The following is an 18,116-nucleotide window of genomic DNA, read 5'->3' as shown; positions in this document are numbered from 1 at the left end:
CTGATTCCGCGTCGTTCACGCATCGTTCCCTCGTCATGAGCTCTCAAATTCGCATCGTCGGCGCCCGCCAAAACAACCTGAAAAACCTGGATCTGACGCTCGCCACCGGCGAGCTCGTCGTCATTACCGGCGTGTCGGGCTCAGGCAAAAGCTCGCTGGCGTTCGATACGCTCTATGCCGAGGGCCAGCGCCGCTACGTCGAGACCTTTTCGCCCTACGCGCGCCAGTTCCTGGACCGCATGGACAAGCCCCAGGTCGATCGCATCGAGGGCATTTTGCCCGCCATCGCCATCGATCAGACCAACCCGGTGCGCAGCTCGCGCAGCACCGTGGGCACGATGACCGAGCTGAACGATCACCTCAAGCTCCTGTTCGCGCGCGGTGCCAAACTCTACTGCCGAGGCTGCGGCAAACTCGTGCGGCGCGATACGCCCGACTCGATTGCCGCCTCGCTGGCGCAGCGCGCGCCGGCGGTGGGCGATCCGCGCCTGGTCATTACGTTTCCGATTGCCGTGCCCGCCAACTTCACAGAAGACGAGGTTCGCGGTTTTCTCGAACAGCAGGGCTACACGCGCGTGCACCACGAAGAAACCCGTGCGCCGTCGGCCACCAAAGCGGCCAGCAAACGCGCAAAAGCCGCCGGCAAGGGCAAAACCGCCACGGCCAACGAGGAGCGCCGCATTCTGCACGTGGTGCAAGACCGATTCCGCCACTCCAGCGCAGAGCGCGAACGCCTGATGGAGGCCCTGGACACGGCGCTGCGCATGGGCGCGGGCCACATGGCCGTTCACGTGCTCGATGACGAAGGCGTCGACGCACAAGTCTGGAAATACAGTGATCGACTGCATTGTGCGGACTGCGATATCGAATACACCGATCCGCTGCCCAGCAGTTTTTCGTTTAATTCGCCGCTTGGCGCTTGCGAAAGCTGCCGCGGTTTCGGGCGGGTCATCGGCATCGATTACGGCCTGGTCATCCCCGACGAAAACAAAACCTTGAACGAAGGCGCTATCAAGCCCTGGCAAACGCCCTCGTACAAGGAATGCCAGGACGATTTGGCCAAATACGCGCCGCGCGCGGGCATCCCGCTCTCTGTCCCATGGAAGGCCATGACCGACGCGCAACGCCATTGGGTACTGCACGGCGATCCCGACTGGAAAGGCGGCAACAACGCCTGGAAAACCCAGTGGTACGGTGTACATCGATTCTTTGCCTGGCTGGAAAGCCGCGCCTACAAAATGCATGTGCGCGTGCTGCTGTCCAAATATCGCAGCTATACCCCCTGCCCCACCTGTCATGGCGCTCGCCTCAAGCCCGACGCCTTGCTGTGGCGCTTGGGAACCAAGGCCGAGGCCGACGAGGTGCTGCCGCCAGGCGACGAACGCTATACGCGTTTCATGCCCGCAGGCGCCGCATGGAGCCAAGAACAACTCGAGGCCCTGGACGGCCTGTCGATTCACGACGTCATGCTGCTGCCCATCGAACGCGTGCGCCATTTCTTTGACACGCTCTCGTTCACCGGCGTACTGGATGCCGCCGCCGATCTGCTCTTGACCGAGGTCCGCGCGCGATTGAAATTCCTCTGCGACGTCGGCTTGGGCTATCTGACGCTGGACCGTCAAAGCCGCACCTTGTCCGGCGGCGAAGTACAGCGCATCAACCTGACCACGGCGTTGGGCACCTCTCTGGTCAACACCCTGTTCGTGCTGGACGAACCGTCTATCGGGCTGCACCCGCGCGACATGCACCGCGTTGTCGAAGTCATGCATCGATTGCGTCAGGCCGGCAACACGCTGGTCGTCGTCGAACATGATCCTCAAGTCATGGTGGCTGCGGATCGCATCATCGACATCGGCCCGGGCCCTGGCGAACGCGGCGGACGTATTGTGTTCGACGGCACGCCCGCACAACTGCGCAGTTCGCCCACGCTCACGGGCGACTATCTGGGTGGACGTCTGCGCGTCGAAGCGCCGCGCCCCATGCCTGTCGCCGCCAATACGCCGCGCCTGTTATTGGAGGGCGCTACCGCACACAATCTGCGTAACGTCTCTATCGAACTGCCGCTCGGCCGGCTCGTGTGTGTCACCGGCGTATCGGGCTCGGGCAAATCGACTTTGGTCCAGGACGTGCTGTATCCGGCCCTGCTGAAATACCAAGGCAAACCCTCCGAAGCCCCGGGTTCGTTCGAGCGCTTGTTGGGCGCCGAACAGATTGCCGACGTGGTGATGGTCGATCAAACCCCCATCGGCAAGACCGCACGCTCCAACCCGGCGAGCTACGTCGGGGCCTTCGATGCAATCCGCAAGCTCTTTGCCCAAGCGCCGCTCGCCAAAGAACGCGCCTACACCGCAGGCACGTTCAGTTTCAACAGCGGCGATGGACGTTGCCCCACCTGCGGCGGCACGGGTTTCGAACATGTGGAGATGCAGTTCCTGTCCGACGTCTATCTGCGTTGCCCCGATTGCGACGGACGGCGATTCCGTCCCGAGGTGCTCGAGGTGCGCATCGAACACTTGGGCAAGAACGCCTCGATAGACGAAGTCCTGGAGATGACCGTCAGCGAGGCCTTGGAATTTTTCAAAGGCTTGCGCGATGTGCAAACTGGCTTGGCACCTTTGGCCGATGTGGGCCTCGAATACGTGCGATTAGGACAACCCGTCCCTACGCTATCCGGCGGCGAGGCCCAGCGCCTGAAGCTCGCCGGCCATTTGGCCGGAGCCGCCCGCAGCGGCATCTCTACCGCCAAGGTTGCCAAAAAAGGTAGCCTGTTCTTGTTCGACGAGCCGACGACCGGCCTGCACTTTGACGACGTTTCGCGCTTGATGCGCGCGTTCCGCAAGCTGCTTGCCGCCGGGCATACCCTGCTGGTTATTGAACACAATCTCGACGTCATCCGTGCCGCAGATTGGCTGATCGATCTAGGCCCCGAAGGTGGCGATGCCGGCGGCCTCGTCGTCGGTGTCGGCACTCCGCAAGACTTGATGGACAATCCGCGCTCGCATACCGGTGCGGCGTTACGCGACTATGAGGTCAGTGTGCTGCCGAGCCAGGTCGTCGAGGCAGCCACAGCCGACGCGACACGCGTCGCAGACCGGGCAGCTGGCGATGCCGATATGGATGCCGCGTCAGCCGCGCAGGGTTCATCCGCGCTCACCTTGGCCGAGCCCGCCGCCGCGTATGCGGAAAGCGCTGGTACGCCGCTGCAATCTCTCATGCGCCGCCGGCGCCAGGCGCAAGCCATCGAGATACGCAATGCGCGCGAACACAACCTGAAAAACGTCAACGTCGAGATCCCCCACGACAAGTTCACCGTCATCACCGGCGTCTCGGGCTCGGGCAAATCCACGCTGGCCTTTGACATCCTGTTCAACGAGGGCCAACGCCGTTATCTGGAATCGCTGAACGCGTACGCACGCGCCATCGTGCAACCTGCCGGCAAACCGGACGTCGACGCGATTTTCGGTATTCCGCCCACGGTCGCGATCGAACAGCGCACCAGCCGCGGCGGGCGTAAATCCACCGTCGCCACGATGACGGAGATCCACCATTTTCTGCGCCTGCTATACGTCAAGCTGGGCACTCAATATTGCCCCGACTGCCAGGTCGCGGTCGAACCGCAAAACACGGACCAGATCGTGGCGCGCCTGTTGCGCGAGCACAAGGGTCAGCATATCGGCCTGCTGGCGCCGCTGGTTACTGCACGCAAGGGCTACTACACGGATTTGGCCAAGTGGGCAGGCTCCAAGGGCTACACGCACTTGCGTGTCGACGGCACATTTATTCCGGTCAGTCCCTGGCCGCGCCTGGATCGCTACAAGGAACACACCATCGAGTTGCCGATTGCCGATCTGATCGTCGATCCCGACAACGAGGCTGCGTTGCGTGATGCCGTCAAACAGGCCCTGGAACACGGCCAAGGCGTCCTCAGTATGGTCTGGCCGGTCAACAAGCTGCATGAAGCGCTCGACAGCGAACTGCAACAGCAGCATTTCTCGGTCAAACGCGCGTGCCCGTCGTGCGGCACCAGTTTCCCTGAACCTGACCCGCGCCTGTTTTCGTACAACTCCAAACATGGCTGGTGCACGGGATGCTTTGGCACGGGCGTACAACTGCAGGATTTCGACGCCGAGCAAACCGGCGAGGAATCCGCCTGGAATGCGGGCTACGATGGCGAGGCTCACACTTGCACGGTCTGCGATGGCCAGCGCCTGAATCGCGTAGCGCGCGCCGTGCGCTGGCGCGACCGCTCCATCGCCGAGCTCGCCGCCATGCCGGTGTCCGAAGCACACACGTTTTTTACCGGCCTGGTCGCGCGTGGCCGCGAGGGCGAAATCGCGCGCGATATCCTGACGGAAATTCGCGGCCGCCTGAATTTCATGAAAGAAGTCGGCCTGGATTATCTGGCGCTGGATCGCGCCGCACCCACCTTGTCCGGCGGCGAAGCCCAACGCATCCGGCTCGCGGCACAGCTGGGTTCAAACCTGCAAGGCGTGTGCTACGTGCTGGACGAGCCCACCATCGGCCTGCACCCTCGCGATAACCGCATCCTGTTGGACGCCCTCGCCCGCCTCGAGGGCAACGGCAATACGCTGGTCGTGGTGGAACACGATGACGACACCATTCGCCGTGCCTCGCACATCATCGACATCGGCCCCGGCGCAGGCGTGCGCGGCGGCCGCGTCGTGGCGCAAGGCAGTGCGCAGGACCTGATCGACGCCCCTGAATCAGTCACCGGCCGTTATCTGGCCAAGCCCTTGAAGCATCCGCTCAATGGCCGCCGCGCGGTTGACGATGACACGCCCATGATTCAGATCCATGGCGCACATCTGCACAACCTACGCCATGTCGATGCCCGAATTCCCATTGGCCGCCTGAGCGTTGTCACAGGGGTATCCGGGTCAGGCAAGTCCACGCTCGCACGCGAGGTGCTGCTGGACAACCTGCTGCAAGCCGTCTCGCAATCCAAAGCCCCGCGCTGGAATGGCTGCGAACGCATCAGCGGCTGGGAGGCAATCGACCGCGTTCTGGAAGTCGACCAGACGCCCATCGGCAAAACCCCGCGTTCCTGCCCGGCCACCTATATCGGGTTCTGGGATGACGTGCGCCGCCAATTCGCCGATACGCGCGAGGCCCGCATGCGCGGATGGAGCGCAGCACGGTTCTCGTTCAACACCGGCGATGGCCGCTGCCCCATTTGCGAAGGCCAGGGCATGCGCACCATCGAAATGAACTTCCTGCCCGACGTCAAAGTGCCCTGCGATGCCTGCAACGGCGCGCGCTTCAATAGCGACACGCTGTCAGTACAAATGCGCGGCAAAAACGCGGGCGAGTTGCTCAACATGGAGGTCGACGATGCGCTGGGCTACTTCACCGCCCATCCCAAAATTCATCGTCCCTTGCAACTGATGCAGGACGTGGGGCTGGGATACCTGACGCTGGGCCAGCCCTCGCCCACACTGTCCGGCGGCGAGGCGCAGCGCATCAAGCTGGTCACCGAACTGTCGAAAGCCCGTTTGACCGAGGGCGTCATCACGACTGGCCGCGCTTCGCGCATTCCACACACGTTATATGTCCTGGACGAGCCGACGGTCGGGCTGTCGATGGCCGATGTGGAAAAGCTGATCCATGTGCTGCATCGCCTGGTCGAGGCAGGCAATACTGTTGTCGTGATCGAGCACAATCTGGACGTGATTGCCGAAGCCGATTGGCTGCTCGACCTCGGCCCCGAAGGCGGCACCGGAGGTGGCCAACTGGTCGCCGAGGGTTCGCCCGAACACGTGATGACCTTGCGCGAACGCTCACATACTGGTCGTGTCTTGACGGAATTTCTCGCACAACAACAGTAAGCATCATGCAATGTCGTTTTGAGGATCGCGTGGCTGGGCGCGCACTGAATCTGCAGCGCCTGCGCCAGCGCATCGAAGCCCGTCACCCTGAGGAACTTCCCGCCGCCCTGGACACCATCGAGGCCGCGCGGCGCGCGGGGTATTGGGTCGCGCTGCTGCTCGACTATGAGCTGGGCGAATGGCTTGCCCCCGAAACCGTCTTGCCTGCGCCCACTGGCGGCCCGGCAACCAGGCAGGTCGCCGATGGCACGCCTCGCCTGACAGGATTGGTATTCGAGCGCATGACAGTAGAAACGCCGTGGCCGGCGGAGAAAACCGTACTGACACAGACCTCGGAAAACACGCCTCTCCGGCACGCAAACGCGGTCTCTGCCCCGACCTCCTCCAATACGGCAGATATAACGACTCGACAAGCGCTTGCCGCAAAGATCTCTTCCATCGAGCCTCGCATGGCACGGGCCGACTATCTGCGGCAGATCGAAGCCATCCGCCAGCTGATTGCCGCGGGCGAGCTCTACCAGGTGAACTACACCCAGCCGCTGGACATACAGGTACAGGGCGACCCGCGCGCACTTTATCAGCACCTCGCCGCTCTCCATCCGGTGGCCCACGGCGCCTATATCGAAGACGGCCAACGCACCGTGCTGTCGTTTTCCCCCGAGCTGTTTGTACGGCGAGAAGGCGCTCGCTTGACAGTACGCCCGATGAAAGGCACCTCGCCACGCCATCCCGACCCCGCCGAAGACGAACGGCTAGGCCGCGAACTACACGCCAGCGCCAAAAACCGCGCGGAAAACCTGATGATCGTGGACCTGCTGCGCAATGATCTCGGCCGCCTGGCCCGCCCCGGCTCGGTCCAGGTGCCAGCCCTCTTCACCTTGGAACGCTATCCCACCGTATGGACGATGACCTCAACGGTGACTGCCGAAGTCCCGGACGCGACGTTCAGCCAGATTCTGCACGCCTTGTTTCCTTGCGGTTCAATTACCGGCGCGCCCAAGGTCGCCGCCATGCGGCGCATCCGCCAAATGGAAATCGCACCGCGCGGCCTGTACTGCGGTGCGATTGGCTGGCTCGCGCCTGATGGGGATTTCTCACTGAATGTCGCGATTCGAACGCTGGTGCTGGATCAAACCGGCCACGGAGTTTATAGCGTCGGCGGCGGCATCGTGCACGACTCGGATCCGGAAATGGAATGGCAGGAGTGCCAGTGGAAGGCTAGACTCCTGCGAGATGCCATGCCGGCATCTGCGTCAGTCTCGGCATAGCTATCCGCCGCAACGCCGGCATCTGTACCGATATCAACATCGGCTTCACCCCTCATCATCGGATAACATTCCATCTCGCCCCCCGCATTCCATCGCCGGGCCGTTTCCCGCACTCGAGATTCAGATCATGTCTGCTGAGTTGATCGAAACCATGCTAGTCGATGCAGAGGGCAACATTCCTCTGCTGCCGCGTCACCTGGCCCGTCTGGAGGCCAGCTGCGCCGCGCTGGACTATGCGTGGGCGGGCGCGCTGGAAATCGAACGAGCGCTTTATTCCGCGCTATCGATGGTGGCCACACCCGGTGCGCACCGGCTGCGATTGCTGGTCAATCGCACGGGACACCGCACCGTCCAAACTGCGCTTTTGCCCGCGTTATCCGGCGTTCAACACATCATGCTGTCCGATGAGGTGCTCAACGCCGATGAGCCGCTGCTGCGCTACAAAACCACCTATCGGCCCTGGTACACCGAGGCGACGAGCTGGCTGGCCGCGCATCCCGATGTATTCGACCTGCTGTACCTGAATCAACATGGCGAACTCTGCGAAGGCAGCCGCAGCAACGTTTACCTGCTGATCCGGGGCGTGTGGTACACCCCCCCGATCCGCAGCGGCTGCCTGCCGGGCGTGCAACGCGCCGAGTTGCTCGATCGAGAGTCGGTGCACGAACGCACCCTGACCGCGCAAGACCTGCATGAGGCCGAAGGCATACGCCTGTCCAATGCGCTACGCGGCTGGTTCGACGTTACCTTGAGATCAGCCTGACCCGTGAGCAACAGGCGCCGGCCTCGAACAGCCGGCGTTCACGTTGAACCGGGATAGTCAGGCGCTGGCTACGCCTTAGCTTTCAACGCCAGTTGCAGCGCCTCGTTAGCGACGGCCATCCCCATCGCCGCCGTCACGGTCACGACAGAGCCATATCCTGCGCACGACAACCCTTGCGGCGCCACCGCCTGCCCGGCGGCTCCCATATCGTCGGTCACCTCGGCAGCGCGTGCCCAAGCGGCGGGCATGATCGCCGGCTGATCGAACCAGAGTGCTCTCACTCCCATGCGCGGGACCCGTTTGAGCGCCTTGCCCCGCGCATCACTGGCCTTGGGAAATCCGTGCTGGCGGCGCAATTGATTGCGCAGCTTGGCCAGGAGCGCGTCGTTCACGGCCTGCGACAGATCCCCAGCGCGCAGGGCCAGCGGGTCCGTCTTGCCCCCCGCTCCACCGCACAATAGCAGCGGCACGCGGCGCTCGCGGGCGTACAACACCATCGCGATTTTGGCCGTTGCCTGATCCGTGCAATCGGCCAGCACGGTATAGGGGCCCGGCAGCACCTGATCGATATTGCCAGGCTCGACAAAATCCTCGACACGCGTCAACACGCACGCCGGGTTGATCGCCTGAATCCGATCCGCCATGGCGTCGACCTTGGACTGTCCGATGGTCGAGGTCAGGGCATGAATCTGCCGATTGACATTGGATTCCGCGATGTTGTCCAGATCGATCAGGGTCAACGCGCCCACACCACACCGCGCCAGGGCTTCTGCCACCCAGGAACCCACCCCGCCCAGGCCAGCCACCGCAATGTGCGCCTGACGCAAAAGCGCCGGCGCATCCGGGCCATACAAGCGCGCCAATCCGCCAAAACGGCGTTCGGCATCAACATCATCCAAGGTAGCTGAAATATCCATGGACGCTATTTTCCCACGACGGCGTCATGCGGGACGCGAGCCAGCGAAAACAACCCTACTGCGGCCAAGCGTTGCAATAAGGACACACCCTGGACGATCGTCGGCCCAACGCGCCACGCACACGGGAAAAGCACAACTTCTGTGATCTATCAATTAATTAACATCAGTTCATCGCAACCGGGTTCCTACATGCTCACAAATGTCCTGTTCGGGTCTCTAATCCCCGCCAAGTTGCCCCGCCGCCGCGTCTCGACACCCCAGCGACTTAGGATCAAAATCGCAGAAGTTAATGCCGCATCAGTGTCAACTTCAGCCCATTCCCCCTCGTCTTCCTCTCACGCGACGGAGTTCTCCGGAGCGGGGCTGCTGTGCGTGGTTGCCATGCTCAACCACATCGCTCTCACGGGCGGACGCATCACCGTATCGCTAACTGCCCTGCAATTGGGGCTATCTACGTTTATCGTGGGCAGCCTGGTCGCAGTATTCGCCGTCATCCCGATGTTGATGTCCGTGCGGGCCGGCCAGTGGATCGACCGTATCGGGATACGGCGTCCGATCACCTTGGGCAATGCACTGGTGGTCATTGGCACCGTGTTGCCTTTTATCCATCAGCACCAGATCACGCTGCTGATTGCGGCCTGTAGCATCGGTATTGGCTTTATGTTGCACCAAGTCGCGACCCAGGACGTGTTGGGGCATGCCGAGCCTGCCCGCCGTCTGCGCAATTTTTCCTGGCTGTCGCTGTCCATGGCGGGATCGGGGTTCAGCGGTCCGCTCATCGCCGGGCTGGCCATCGACCATCTGGGCTCGCGGTTGGCGTTCGGCATCTTGACCCTGGGGCCGCTCTTGGCGTTGGCCGGATTGCGCCGGCTACAGCCGGCTCTGCGGGCAGTAGACGAAAGCATGGAGCCCGCGTCGCGGCAAATCGCGCGCCGGCGGGCCACCGAATTACTGCACCTCCCGCCCTTGCGGCGCATCCTGATGGTTAACACCATTCTGTCGGGCGCCTGGGATACCCACCTATTTGTCGTCCCGCTGTTCGGCGTCGCCATCGGGTTGTCCGCTACCACCATTGGCACGATACTCGCGTCCTTCGCGCTGGGAACTTTCCTCATCCGGTTGGCATTACCCTTTATCCAGACACGGGTTCGTTCCTGGACGCTTGTGCGCACAGCCATGGTCATCACGGCGGCAGATTTTCTGATTTACCCTCTTTTCGCCGACGTTGCGGTCCTGATCGGGCTTTCTTTTGTACTGGGATTGGCCCTGGGATGCTGCCAACCGAGTATGCTGTCGCTACTGCACCAACATACGCCTCATGGTCGCGCCGCAGAGGCGGTGGGCTTGCGGATGGCATTCATCAATGCTTCGCAAGTCTCTCTGCCATTGACCTTTGGCGCATTGGGTGCGGTAATTGGCATCGCTCCCTTGTTTTGGGCCTACGCTGCTGCGCTGAGCGCAGGCGGCTGGGTCAATCGTCACCCCCCGCAAGACGCAGAAAATCCCGCGCCGTGAATTCGCCGACTCCTCCTTCCGCCCTCACTGCTCCCGCTCCCCCTTTTCGTCTCTGGACGCCCGAAGAACGACGCGCCTCGCTCGACGAGGCTCTTAAACATTGGCGCGAAGGCGAGGACGTCTGGGTCTATGCCTACGGCTCGCTGATCTGGCGACCCGACTTCCATTTTCAGGAACGGCGGCTGGCGACCTTGCGTGGACACCATCGCGCGCTGTGCCTCTGGTCACGCGTCAATCGCGGTACGCCGGAATGCCCCGGCCTGGTGTTCGGCCTGGACCGCGGCGGCTCCTGCCGGGGGGTGGTCTATCGCTTGGCAGGCAACTCCGTCCCTGAATTTTTCCCGGCACTGTGGAATCGCGAAATGTCCACCGGCGCCTATCTGCCCCGCTGGATCAACTGCGCCACGGACCAAGGCTCCGTACGCGCCTTGGTATTCATCATGAACCGCGACAACCCGGCCTACATCCGGACGCTGCCCGAGCCCGAATTGCTGGCCATAGTGCGGCGGGCATCCGGCAGTTGCGGCCCCTGCACGGAATATGTGGTCCAGACCGCCTCGGCCCTGCGCGAGGCAGGTATACATGATGCACGCCTGGACCGGATCGCCCGGCAACTCGAAGAACAGACCGACCCTTTGCCCGATAACTGAACCCCATCTCACGAAGGCGGTAAACTGGGGGATACCCGATTCTGATGCACCTGGATGTCCCGCCTCATGTCTGTATCTGATTTGCGCCAAAGCTACGAGAAAAGCGTCCTGCTCGAGGAGACCGCTGCCGCGTCGCCGCTCGAACAGTTCAGCCTGTGGTTCGACCAGGCACTGCAGGCCAAGGTCCCCGAGCCCAACGCCATGACGCTGGCCACCGTCGACAATACTGGCCAACCCTCGGCCCGCACCGTGCTGATCAAGGGTTTTGACGCGCGTGGCTTTGTGTTCTTTACCAATTACGAGTCTCGTAAAGGGCGCGACCTGCTGGCCAACCCGCGCGCCGCATTGCTGTTTTTCTGGCAACCGCTAGAGCGCCAGGTACGCATCGAGGGGGTCATCGAAAAAGCCTCGGCCGAGGAATCCGACGCCTATTTCCATAGCCGTCCGCTGGGCTCCCGCCTGGGCGCCTGGGCTTCGGAACAAAGCCAGCCCATTACCCGTGCCGAGCTCGAAGCCCGCGAGCAGACATTCCGCGAGCGTTATGGCGACCAGCCGCCCAGACCACCCCACTGGGGCGGTTACCGCCTCGTGCCGACTTTGTTCGAATTCTGGCAGGGCCGCGCGTCGCGGCTGCATGACCGCCTGCGTTATTTGCCCGACGGCCAAGGCGGCTGGGCCATTGACCGCTTGTCGCCTTGAAACCTAAGCCTCCTGCGCGACTCTCGCCCCGCCGCCCTCAGTTGCATGTCCCATACACCTCCTTCCTTCGATGCGCGCTTTTTCCGCACTGCCCTTGGCCGCTTTGCCACCGGGGTCACGGTCGTCACCACAGCCGCGCCGGACGGCGCGCCGATCGGTCTGACGGTCAGTTCGTTCAATTCGGTTTCCCTTGACCCGCCCCTGATACTCTGGAGCCTGTCCCGACGATCGAGCTCGCTGGAGGTATTCGAGCAATGCGAGCGTTACGTGGTCAACGTGCTGTCTGCCGGCCAGATCGCGCTGGCTCGACGCTTTGCCACTGGCAACACCCGCGAGCGCTTTGATGGACTGCCGCGCAGTCAGGCCCCGGGTGGCACGCCCATGCTGGACGAGTACTGCGCGGCCTGGTTCGAATGCCGCAATCGCAGCCAGTACGTCGAGGGCGATCACATCATCATGGTCGGTGAAGTCGAACGCTGCGGCCACACTGCAGAGGCGCCCCTTGTTTTTCATGCAGGGGGATTCGACTTGACCCCGGCTCACCCTGACTCGAAATAAAACCCCGGTTCCCTTATGAGTACTGACATCGATTGCATCGTAATCGGCGCTGGCGTCGTCGGCCTGGCCGTGGCGCGGGCACTCGCCCTGCAAGGCCGCGAGGTCTTGTTGGCGGAGGCCACCGAAGGGATAGGCACGGGCACCAGCTCCCGCAACTCCGAAGTCATCCACGCGGGGATCTACTATCCCGCCGGCAGCCTCAAGGCGCAATTGTGCGTACGCGGCAAGCACCTGCTGTACGACTACTGCGCCGCGCGCGGCGTGCCGCACCAACGCCTGGGCAAACTGATTGTCGCCACGACAGACGATGAGGCCCTCTTGCTGGACGGAATCGCACAGCGCGCCCAGGCCAATGGTGTTGACGATATGCGCAGGCTCAGCGCCGCCGAGGCTATGGCGCTGGAGCCGGCCCTGCGCTGCACCGCAGCCCTGTTATCGCCCTCCACCGGCATCGTCGACAGCCACGCGCTGATGCTGGCCTACCAGGGTGATGCGGAAAATGCCGGTGCGCAATGCGTCTTTCACACGCCGATGCAGTCGGCCCGCGTTCGGCCCGAAGGCGGATTCGAGGTGCAATTCGGCGGCGACGAGGCGATGAGCCTGTCGTGCAACGTATTGATCAACGCCTCCGGCATTCATGCGCCTACGTTGGCGCGGAACATCGATGGCTTGCCGCCGGCCAGCATTCCGAACGAATACCTGTGCAAAGGCAGCTATTTCACGCTGACCGGCCGAGCGCCGTTTTCGCATCTGATCTACCCGGTGCCTCAACACGCGGGCCTGGGCGTGCACCTGACGCTGGATATGGGCGGGCAAGCCAAATTCGGCCCGGATACCGAATGGATTCCGGCCGAAGACTACACGCTGGACCCGAGCCGAGCCGACGTGTTCTATGACGCGGTCCGCACCTATTGGCCCGCCTTGCCTGATGGCGCGCTTGCTCCTGGCTATACTGGCATCCGCCCTAAAATTTCCGGCCCCCACGAACCCGCCGCGGATTTCGTCATTGCCGGTCCCGCCGTGCACGGCGTCGCGGGATTGGTCAATCTGTTCGGCATCGAATCACCGGGCCTGACCGCCAGCCTGGCCATCGCCGACGAGACCGTCGCTCGGTTGTCGTCGTAGTTTTCCCGCCGCCGAGCCGCAGCGTAGTGACCTTATTATTTTTCTCAGATCATGCCGCATAACGATCATATCCTGACCCTTTCCTGCCCCGACCGCACAGGCATCGTATATCGCGTCAGCGGCCTGCTGTTCGAGTTGGGCTGCAACATCCTGGATTCACAGCAATTCGGCGATGACGAAAGCGGCCGTTTCTTTTTGCGCGTGCATTTTGACCTGCCTGACACCGTGACCGCGGACAGCCTGCGCGAACGATTTGCCCCCATGGCCGATACCTTCGCCATGGACTGGCAGATCCATGACGCCCGCCGCAAGCCGCGCCTGTTGATCATGGTCAGCAAACAAGGGCACTGCCTGAACGATCTGCTGTTTCGCGTACAGAGCGGCCAACTGCATGCCGAAATCGCTGCCATTGTGTCCAATCACAATGACTACGCAAGCCTGGCCGCGTCGTACGGCATTCCGTTTCACCATCTGCCCGTCACGCCCGACACCAAGGCCGAGCAGGAAAAGCAAGTCTTGGGCCTGGTCGAGTCGGAACAGATCGATCTGGTGGTCCTGGCGCGCTACATGCAGATCCTGTCGCAGGACATGTGCCAGGCGTTAAATGGCCGCGCCATCAACATCCACCATAGCTTCCTGCCGAGCTTCAAGGGTGCGCGCCCCTATCACCAGGCGCATGCCCGCGGGGTCAAAATCATTGGCGCGACCGCACACTACGTGACATCCGACCTGGACGAAGGCCCGATCATCGAGCAGGACATCGAACGCGTGGATCACACCATGACGGCACAAGACCTGACGCAAGTCGGCAGCGATGTGGAATCGCTGGTGCTGGCCCGTGCCGTACGCAGCCATGTCGAGCACCGCATTCTGCTCAACCGCAACAAGACAGTCGTGTTCCGTTAGGCTTTTGCGCTGGCCGCGCCATAGTGATCGCGCACCAGCCGGACGGCGGTGCGCAGCAGCGGCGAGTCCACCTGTCTCGGCCAGATCGCCTGACTGACGGACCGCGCCTGGTGTTCGAACGCTATAAAGCGCGTGCCCGCCAGGCCGCTGCGCGCCAGGCACGCTGGCACAATAGACACCCCCAATCCCTGCGACACCAGCGCTGCGACGCTCAACCAGTGCCGGACTTCGTGGCGTATCACCGGGTGAAAGCCCGCGGTCACGCACATCGACAATACCGTCTCGTAATAGCTGGGCGAGGCCTCTCGCGCAAAGAAAATAAAATCCTCTTTGGCCACCGCCCGCAACGTCACCCGGCGCCGGTGCGCCAACGGATGCGTATCAGGCACGCACAACACAAAGGGCTCGGCTATCAAGTCCAGCGTCCTGACTTCCTCAGGCGCAGGATTCGCATGAATGAATCCCAAGTCCTGTTCGCCCCGGCGCACAGCCTCTAATTGATCGTGAGAATTCAGTTCAACGAGAACATGCTCGACATCGGGCAACGCCGCACGCATCGACGCCAGCAAATCGGGTAAACCGCGATACAACATCGACCCGACGAAACCGATGCGCAAACGTCCGCGCAGACCGGCATCGACACGCTGCACCAACGTGCCGATGGCCTCGGATTGGCGCAACAAAGCTTGCGCCTCACGATACAGCACGCGTCCAGCTTCGGTCAGCGCCACGTGGCGGCTGGTGCGTTCCAGCAGTTGCGCCCCAAGCGTACTCTCGAGCTGTCGAATGGCATAACTGAGAGGCGGTTGAGAAATATGCAGCCGTTGCGCGGCACGGCTGAAATGGCGCTCTTCGGCGACTGCGATGAAGTAACGCAACAGACGTGGCTCCAGATCCATGTGCATCTCCCGTCGATCTTTTCATCTATATTTAATTTGTATTGTTCAACATTAAAACAGTATTTGTATAGATGGATGGTTTGAGTGACGATGCGTGCTCCAGCACGTGCACTACGCCCTTTCTCGAGCCCGCCATGACCTTGTCGCCAGCCTCCTCCGATGTTCCCGATTCCCGGGGCCTGAATCTGTTTCGCGCGGATCCGTATGCGGCCGCGATGAGCGCACGATATCTGCCGTCTGATTTACACGCGCATCTGCTGCCTCACCTGGATCGCCTCGGCGCGCTCGCGGGTTCACGTATCGACGAACTGGCCACCATTGCAGACCAGAATCCTCCCACCCTATCGGTACGCAACCGTGCCGGGCAGGACGAATCGCGCATACACAAACATCCCGCTTATATCGACATGGAGCGCTTGGCGTACAGCGAGTTCGGTTTGGCGGCCATGTCGCATCGCGGCGGCGTACTGGGATGGCCTAATCCCATGCCGCCCGCGGCCAAATATGCATTGAGCCATCTGTTCGTTCAAGCGGAATTCGGCCTGTGTTGCCCGGTCAGCATGACGGATTCGCTCGCGCGGACACTACGCAAGTTCGGCGACCCCGCATTGATCGAAAGAGTGCTGCCCCAAGTCACCTCGCAGGATTTCGATGAATTGCGCCAAGGCGCGATGTTCATGACAGAGCAAGGCGCGGGCTCCGACGTCAGCGCCACGACAACGCGTGCGGACTTGCAGGATGACGGCACCTGGCGGCTATATGGAGACAAGTGGTTCTGCTCGAACGCTGACGCGGGATTTGCCATGGTGCTGGCGCGCAGCGAGCCCGTCGAGGGTTTGAAAGGCGTATCGCTTTTCCTGTTGCCGCGTGACTTGCCCGACGGCACGCACAACGCCTATCGGATCCTGCGGTTGAAAGACAAACTCGGCACCCGCTCGATGGCCAGCGGGGAAATCCGTCTGGAAGGCGCGCAAGCCTGGCTGGTCGGCGAACGCGGCAAAGGGTTCCAGCAGATGGCCGACATGATCAACAATTCCCGGCTGTCGAATGGCATGCGAGCGGCTGGCTTGATGCGGCGGGCAGTCACCGAGGCGATTTACTTTGCCCAACATCGCCGCGCCTTTGGCAAGCGATTGATCGAGATGCCGTTGATGCGCCGTCAGCTCGTAAAAATGACGGTCTGGGCCGAACAAGCGCGCAGTGTGATGTTCCAAACCGCAGCGGCCCTGGCTGACGCCGAACACGACACGCAGTCGGCGGCATTGGCCCGCATCATGACGCCGCTGATCAAATTCCGCGCCTGCCGCGATGCGCGTAAAGTCACCGGAGATGGTATGGAAGTGCGCGGCGGCTGCGGCTATATCGAAGAATTCGTCGAAGCCCGCCTGGTACGCGACGCTCATCTGGGATCCATCTGGGAGGGCACCAGCAACATCGTGGCGCTGGACGTATTGCGTGCGATTCAGAAAACCGATGCCTTGGCAGCGTTGCGCCAGCATATCGATACGCTCTTGCAAGCCGGTGTACCGTGCAGTCCTGCCGTGGCTGATACGCAAACCAAAGCCCTGGAGAGCGCCTTTGCGCTCGCCCATCATGCGGCACTGAAAGATCGTCCCGACCTGGCGCGCCAAGCGGCATCGGCGCTCTATCATGCGCTATCGATTGCCGCACTGCGCTGGGAGGCCTCAGAGACGGCGCTGGCCGATCGTAGCCTGCTGGCCGACCATGTCCTGCGACACCGCCTGGCGCAGCCCAATCCGTGCGCCATTCCGGACGATGAAGACGACAGCTGCCGCGAACTGCTGCGGCATTTCTTGCTGTCAGACAGCCCCGAGGCACAAAGCATCAGCTAGGTATTCAGCGAGCGCGGCCTCGTAGAACTCAGAAACCTCGCGCGTCGAATGCAACCGAGCGTGGACGCACGCGTAGGGACATTTCCCAACAAACAGACCTGTTCAACGGGCAAATATTCACCCCACAGGAGACAACTATGCAACGACGACATTTCTGCCTGACGCTGGCCGGCGCCGCCTTGTTGGCGTCCACCTCTGCTCGCGCCGCGCAAGCATTCCCCAATCAGCCGGTCACGCTCATCGTGCCCTTTCCTCCGGGCGGCCCCACCGACGCGATGGCGCGACGTCTGGCCGAAGGATTAAAACGTCAATTGGGCCAAACCGTCGTCGTGGAAAATCGCCCCGGCGCTGGCGGCAACATCGGCGCGGAATATGTCGCCCGCGCCAAACCCGATGGCTACACCATCATGTTCGGCACATCGGGCCCGCTCGCCATCAACGGCAGCCTCTACAAACAGCAGCAATACGATCCCCAACAGAGCTTTGCTCCCGTCATCCGCATCGGCCACTTGCCCAATATCCTGGTCGTTCATCCGTCGCTGCCCGTGAAAAATGTGCAAGAGCTGATCGCCTACGCAAAACAGAATCCGGACAAGCTCAGTTATGCCTCATCGGGCAACGGCGCCTCGTCGCATCTGGCCGGCATTCTGTTCAACAAAATGGCGGGCACGCAGATCCTGCACATTCCCTATAAGGGCACCGGGCCTGCATTGAATGACTTGCTGGGCGGTCAGGTGTCGATGTCGTTCACCGACATTCTCACTGCCCTGCCTCATGTCAAAGCAGGCACATTGCGCGCCATCGGCCTGGCCAGCGCACAGCGTTCGCAAGCGCTGCCCGATCTGCCCACCCTGTCAGAGCAAGGGCTGGACGGCTATGACGTCAGCGTGTTCTTCGGCATCGTGGCGCCGCGCAGCACGCCCAGCGATGTGATCGATAAATTGAACCAGGCGTTCATCGCCGTCCTGGCCGACCCTGATGTCAAAGAGACCTTGCACAAACAAGGCATTGTGGAAGCGGACGACAAAACCCCTCAAGGCCTGGCCTCGTTCATCGATGTACAGGTCCCGAAATGGCGCGCCATCATTCAGGAAGCCGGCGTCGCCTTAGACTAAGG

13 protein-coding genes are annotated in these 18,116 nt (G+C 62.1%); 11 read left to right on the top strand and 2 right to left on the bottom strand.

The genetic code is table 11. The features are described from left to right. Positions 1-35: 35 nt before the first annotated feature. From uvrA to ACYVIT_RS24875, 3 genes are all read left to right on the top strand, one after another. Positions 36-5,846: an excinuclease ABC subunit UvrA gene (uvrA, locus tag ACYVIT_RS24885; protein ID WP_415805693.1), complete on the top strand. Its 5,811-nt coding sequence runs from the start codon at positions 36-38 to the stop codon at positions 5,844-5,846. A 5-nt stretch (positions 5,847-5,851) separates the two neighbouring features. After that, on the top strand, positions 5,852-7,114 hold the full coding sequence (pabB, locus tag ACYVIT_RS24880; protein ID WP_415805692.1) for an aminodeoxychorismate synthase component I: 1,263 nt from the start codon (positions 5,852-5,854) through the stop codon (positions 7,112-7,114). A gap of 127 nt (positions 7,115-7,241) precedes the next feature. Beyond that, positions 7,242-7,877, top strand: a complete 636-nt coding sequence (locus tag ACYVIT_RS24875; protein ID WP_415805691.1) for an aminotransferase class IV family protein — start codon at positions 7,242-7,244, stop codon at positions 7,875-7,877. A gap of 68 nt (positions 7,878-7,945) precedes the next feature. Here the strand turns inward: ACYVIT_RS24875 and ACYVIT_RS24870 are convergent, their stop codons facing one another. Continuing rightward, complete coding sequence (locus ACYVIT_RS24870) at positions 7,946-8,794, bottom strand: tRNA threonylcarbamoyladenosine dehydratase (protein WP_415805690.1); 849 nt, start codon at positions 8,792-8,794, stop codon at positions 7,946-7,948. Between the two features lie 300 nt (positions 8,795-9,094). Between ACYVIT_RS24870 and ACYVIT_RS24865 the strand changes: the two genes are divergently transcribed. The 6 genes from ACYVIT_RS24865 (at position 9,095) to purU (ending at position 14,247) form a co-directional block, all read left to right on the top strand. Further along, on the top strand, positions 9,095-10,309 hold the full coding sequence (locus ACYVIT_RS24865) for an MFS transporter (protein WP_415805689.1): 1,215 nt from the start codon (positions 9,095-9,097) through the stop codon (positions 10,307-10,309). Continuing rightward, on the top strand, positions 10,306-10,959 hold the full coding sequence (locus tag ACYVIT_RS24860) for a gamma-glutamylcyclotransferase (RefSeq protein WP_415805688.1): 654 nt from the start codon (positions 10,306-10,308) through the stop codon (positions 10,957-10,959). The genes ACYVIT_RS24865 and ACYVIT_RS24860 overlap by 4 nt, the downstream gene beginning before the upstream one ends. 66 nt (positions 10,960-11,025) lie before the next feature. Next, complete coding sequence (gene pdxH, locus ACYVIT_RS24855) at positions 11,026-11,658, top strand: pyridoxamine 5'-phosphate oxidase (RefSeq protein WP_415805687.1); 633 nt, start codon at positions 11,026-11,028, stop codon at positions 11,656-11,658. Between the two features lie 45 nt (positions 11,659-11,703). Continuing rightward, the gene (locus ACYVIT_RS24850) at positions 11,704-12,216 is read left to right on the top strand and encodes a flavin reductase family protein (protein ID WP_415805686.1); all 513 of its coding nucleotides are present in this window, start codon (positions 11,704-11,706) and stop codon (positions 12,214-12,216) included. Positions 12,217-12,231: 15 nt separating this feature from the next. Further along, entirely contained in the window at positions 12,232-13,341 is a 1,110-nt protein-coding gene (locus ACYVIT_RS24845) for an NAD(P)/FAD-dependent oxidoreductase (protein WP_415805685.1), read from the top strand. A gap of 51 nt (positions 13,342-13,392) precedes the next feature. Then, positions 13,393-14,247: a formyltetrahydrofolate deformylase gene (gene purU, locus ACYVIT_RS24840; protein WP_415805684.1), complete on the top strand. Its 855-nt coding sequence runs from the start codon at positions 13,393-13,395 to the stop codon at positions 14,245-14,247. On the opposite strand, the gene ACYVIT_RS24835 is transcribed toward purU, so the two are convergent. Further along, positions 14,244-15,146: a LysR family transcriptional regulator gene (locus tag ACYVIT_RS24835; protein ID WP_415805683.1), complete on the bottom strand. Its 903-nt coding sequence runs from the start codon at positions 15,144-15,146 to the stop codon at positions 14,244-14,246. The genes purU and ACYVIT_RS24835 overlap by 4 nt on opposite strands. Positions 15,147-15,280: 134 nt before the next feature. Here ACYVIT_RS24835 and ACYVIT_RS24830 point away from each other — a divergent pair, with 134 nt between their 5' ends. Together ACYVIT_RS24830 and ACYVIT_RS24825 are read left to right on the top strand one after the other, a co-directional pair. Continuing rightward, positions 15,281-16,999, top strand: a complete 1,719-nt coding sequence (locus ACYVIT_RS24830) for an acyl-CoA dehydrogenase family protein (RefSeq protein WP_415805801.1) — start codon at positions 15,281-15,283, stop codon at positions 16,997-16,999. Positions 17,000-17,136: 137 nt separating this feature from the next. After that, positions 17,137-18,114: a Bug family tripartite tricarboxylate transporter substrate binding protein gene (locus tag ACYVIT_RS24825; RefSeq protein WP_415805682.1), complete on the top strand. Its 978-nt coding sequence runs from the start codon at positions 17,137-17,139 to the stop codon at positions 18,112-18,114. Positions 18,115-18,116: the final 2 nt, after the last annotated feature.

The organism is Bordetella muralis (assembly GCF_054781015.1).
Note: the sequence above shows the minus strand (reverse complement) of the source record. Positions and strands in the feature narration are given on the sequence as shown.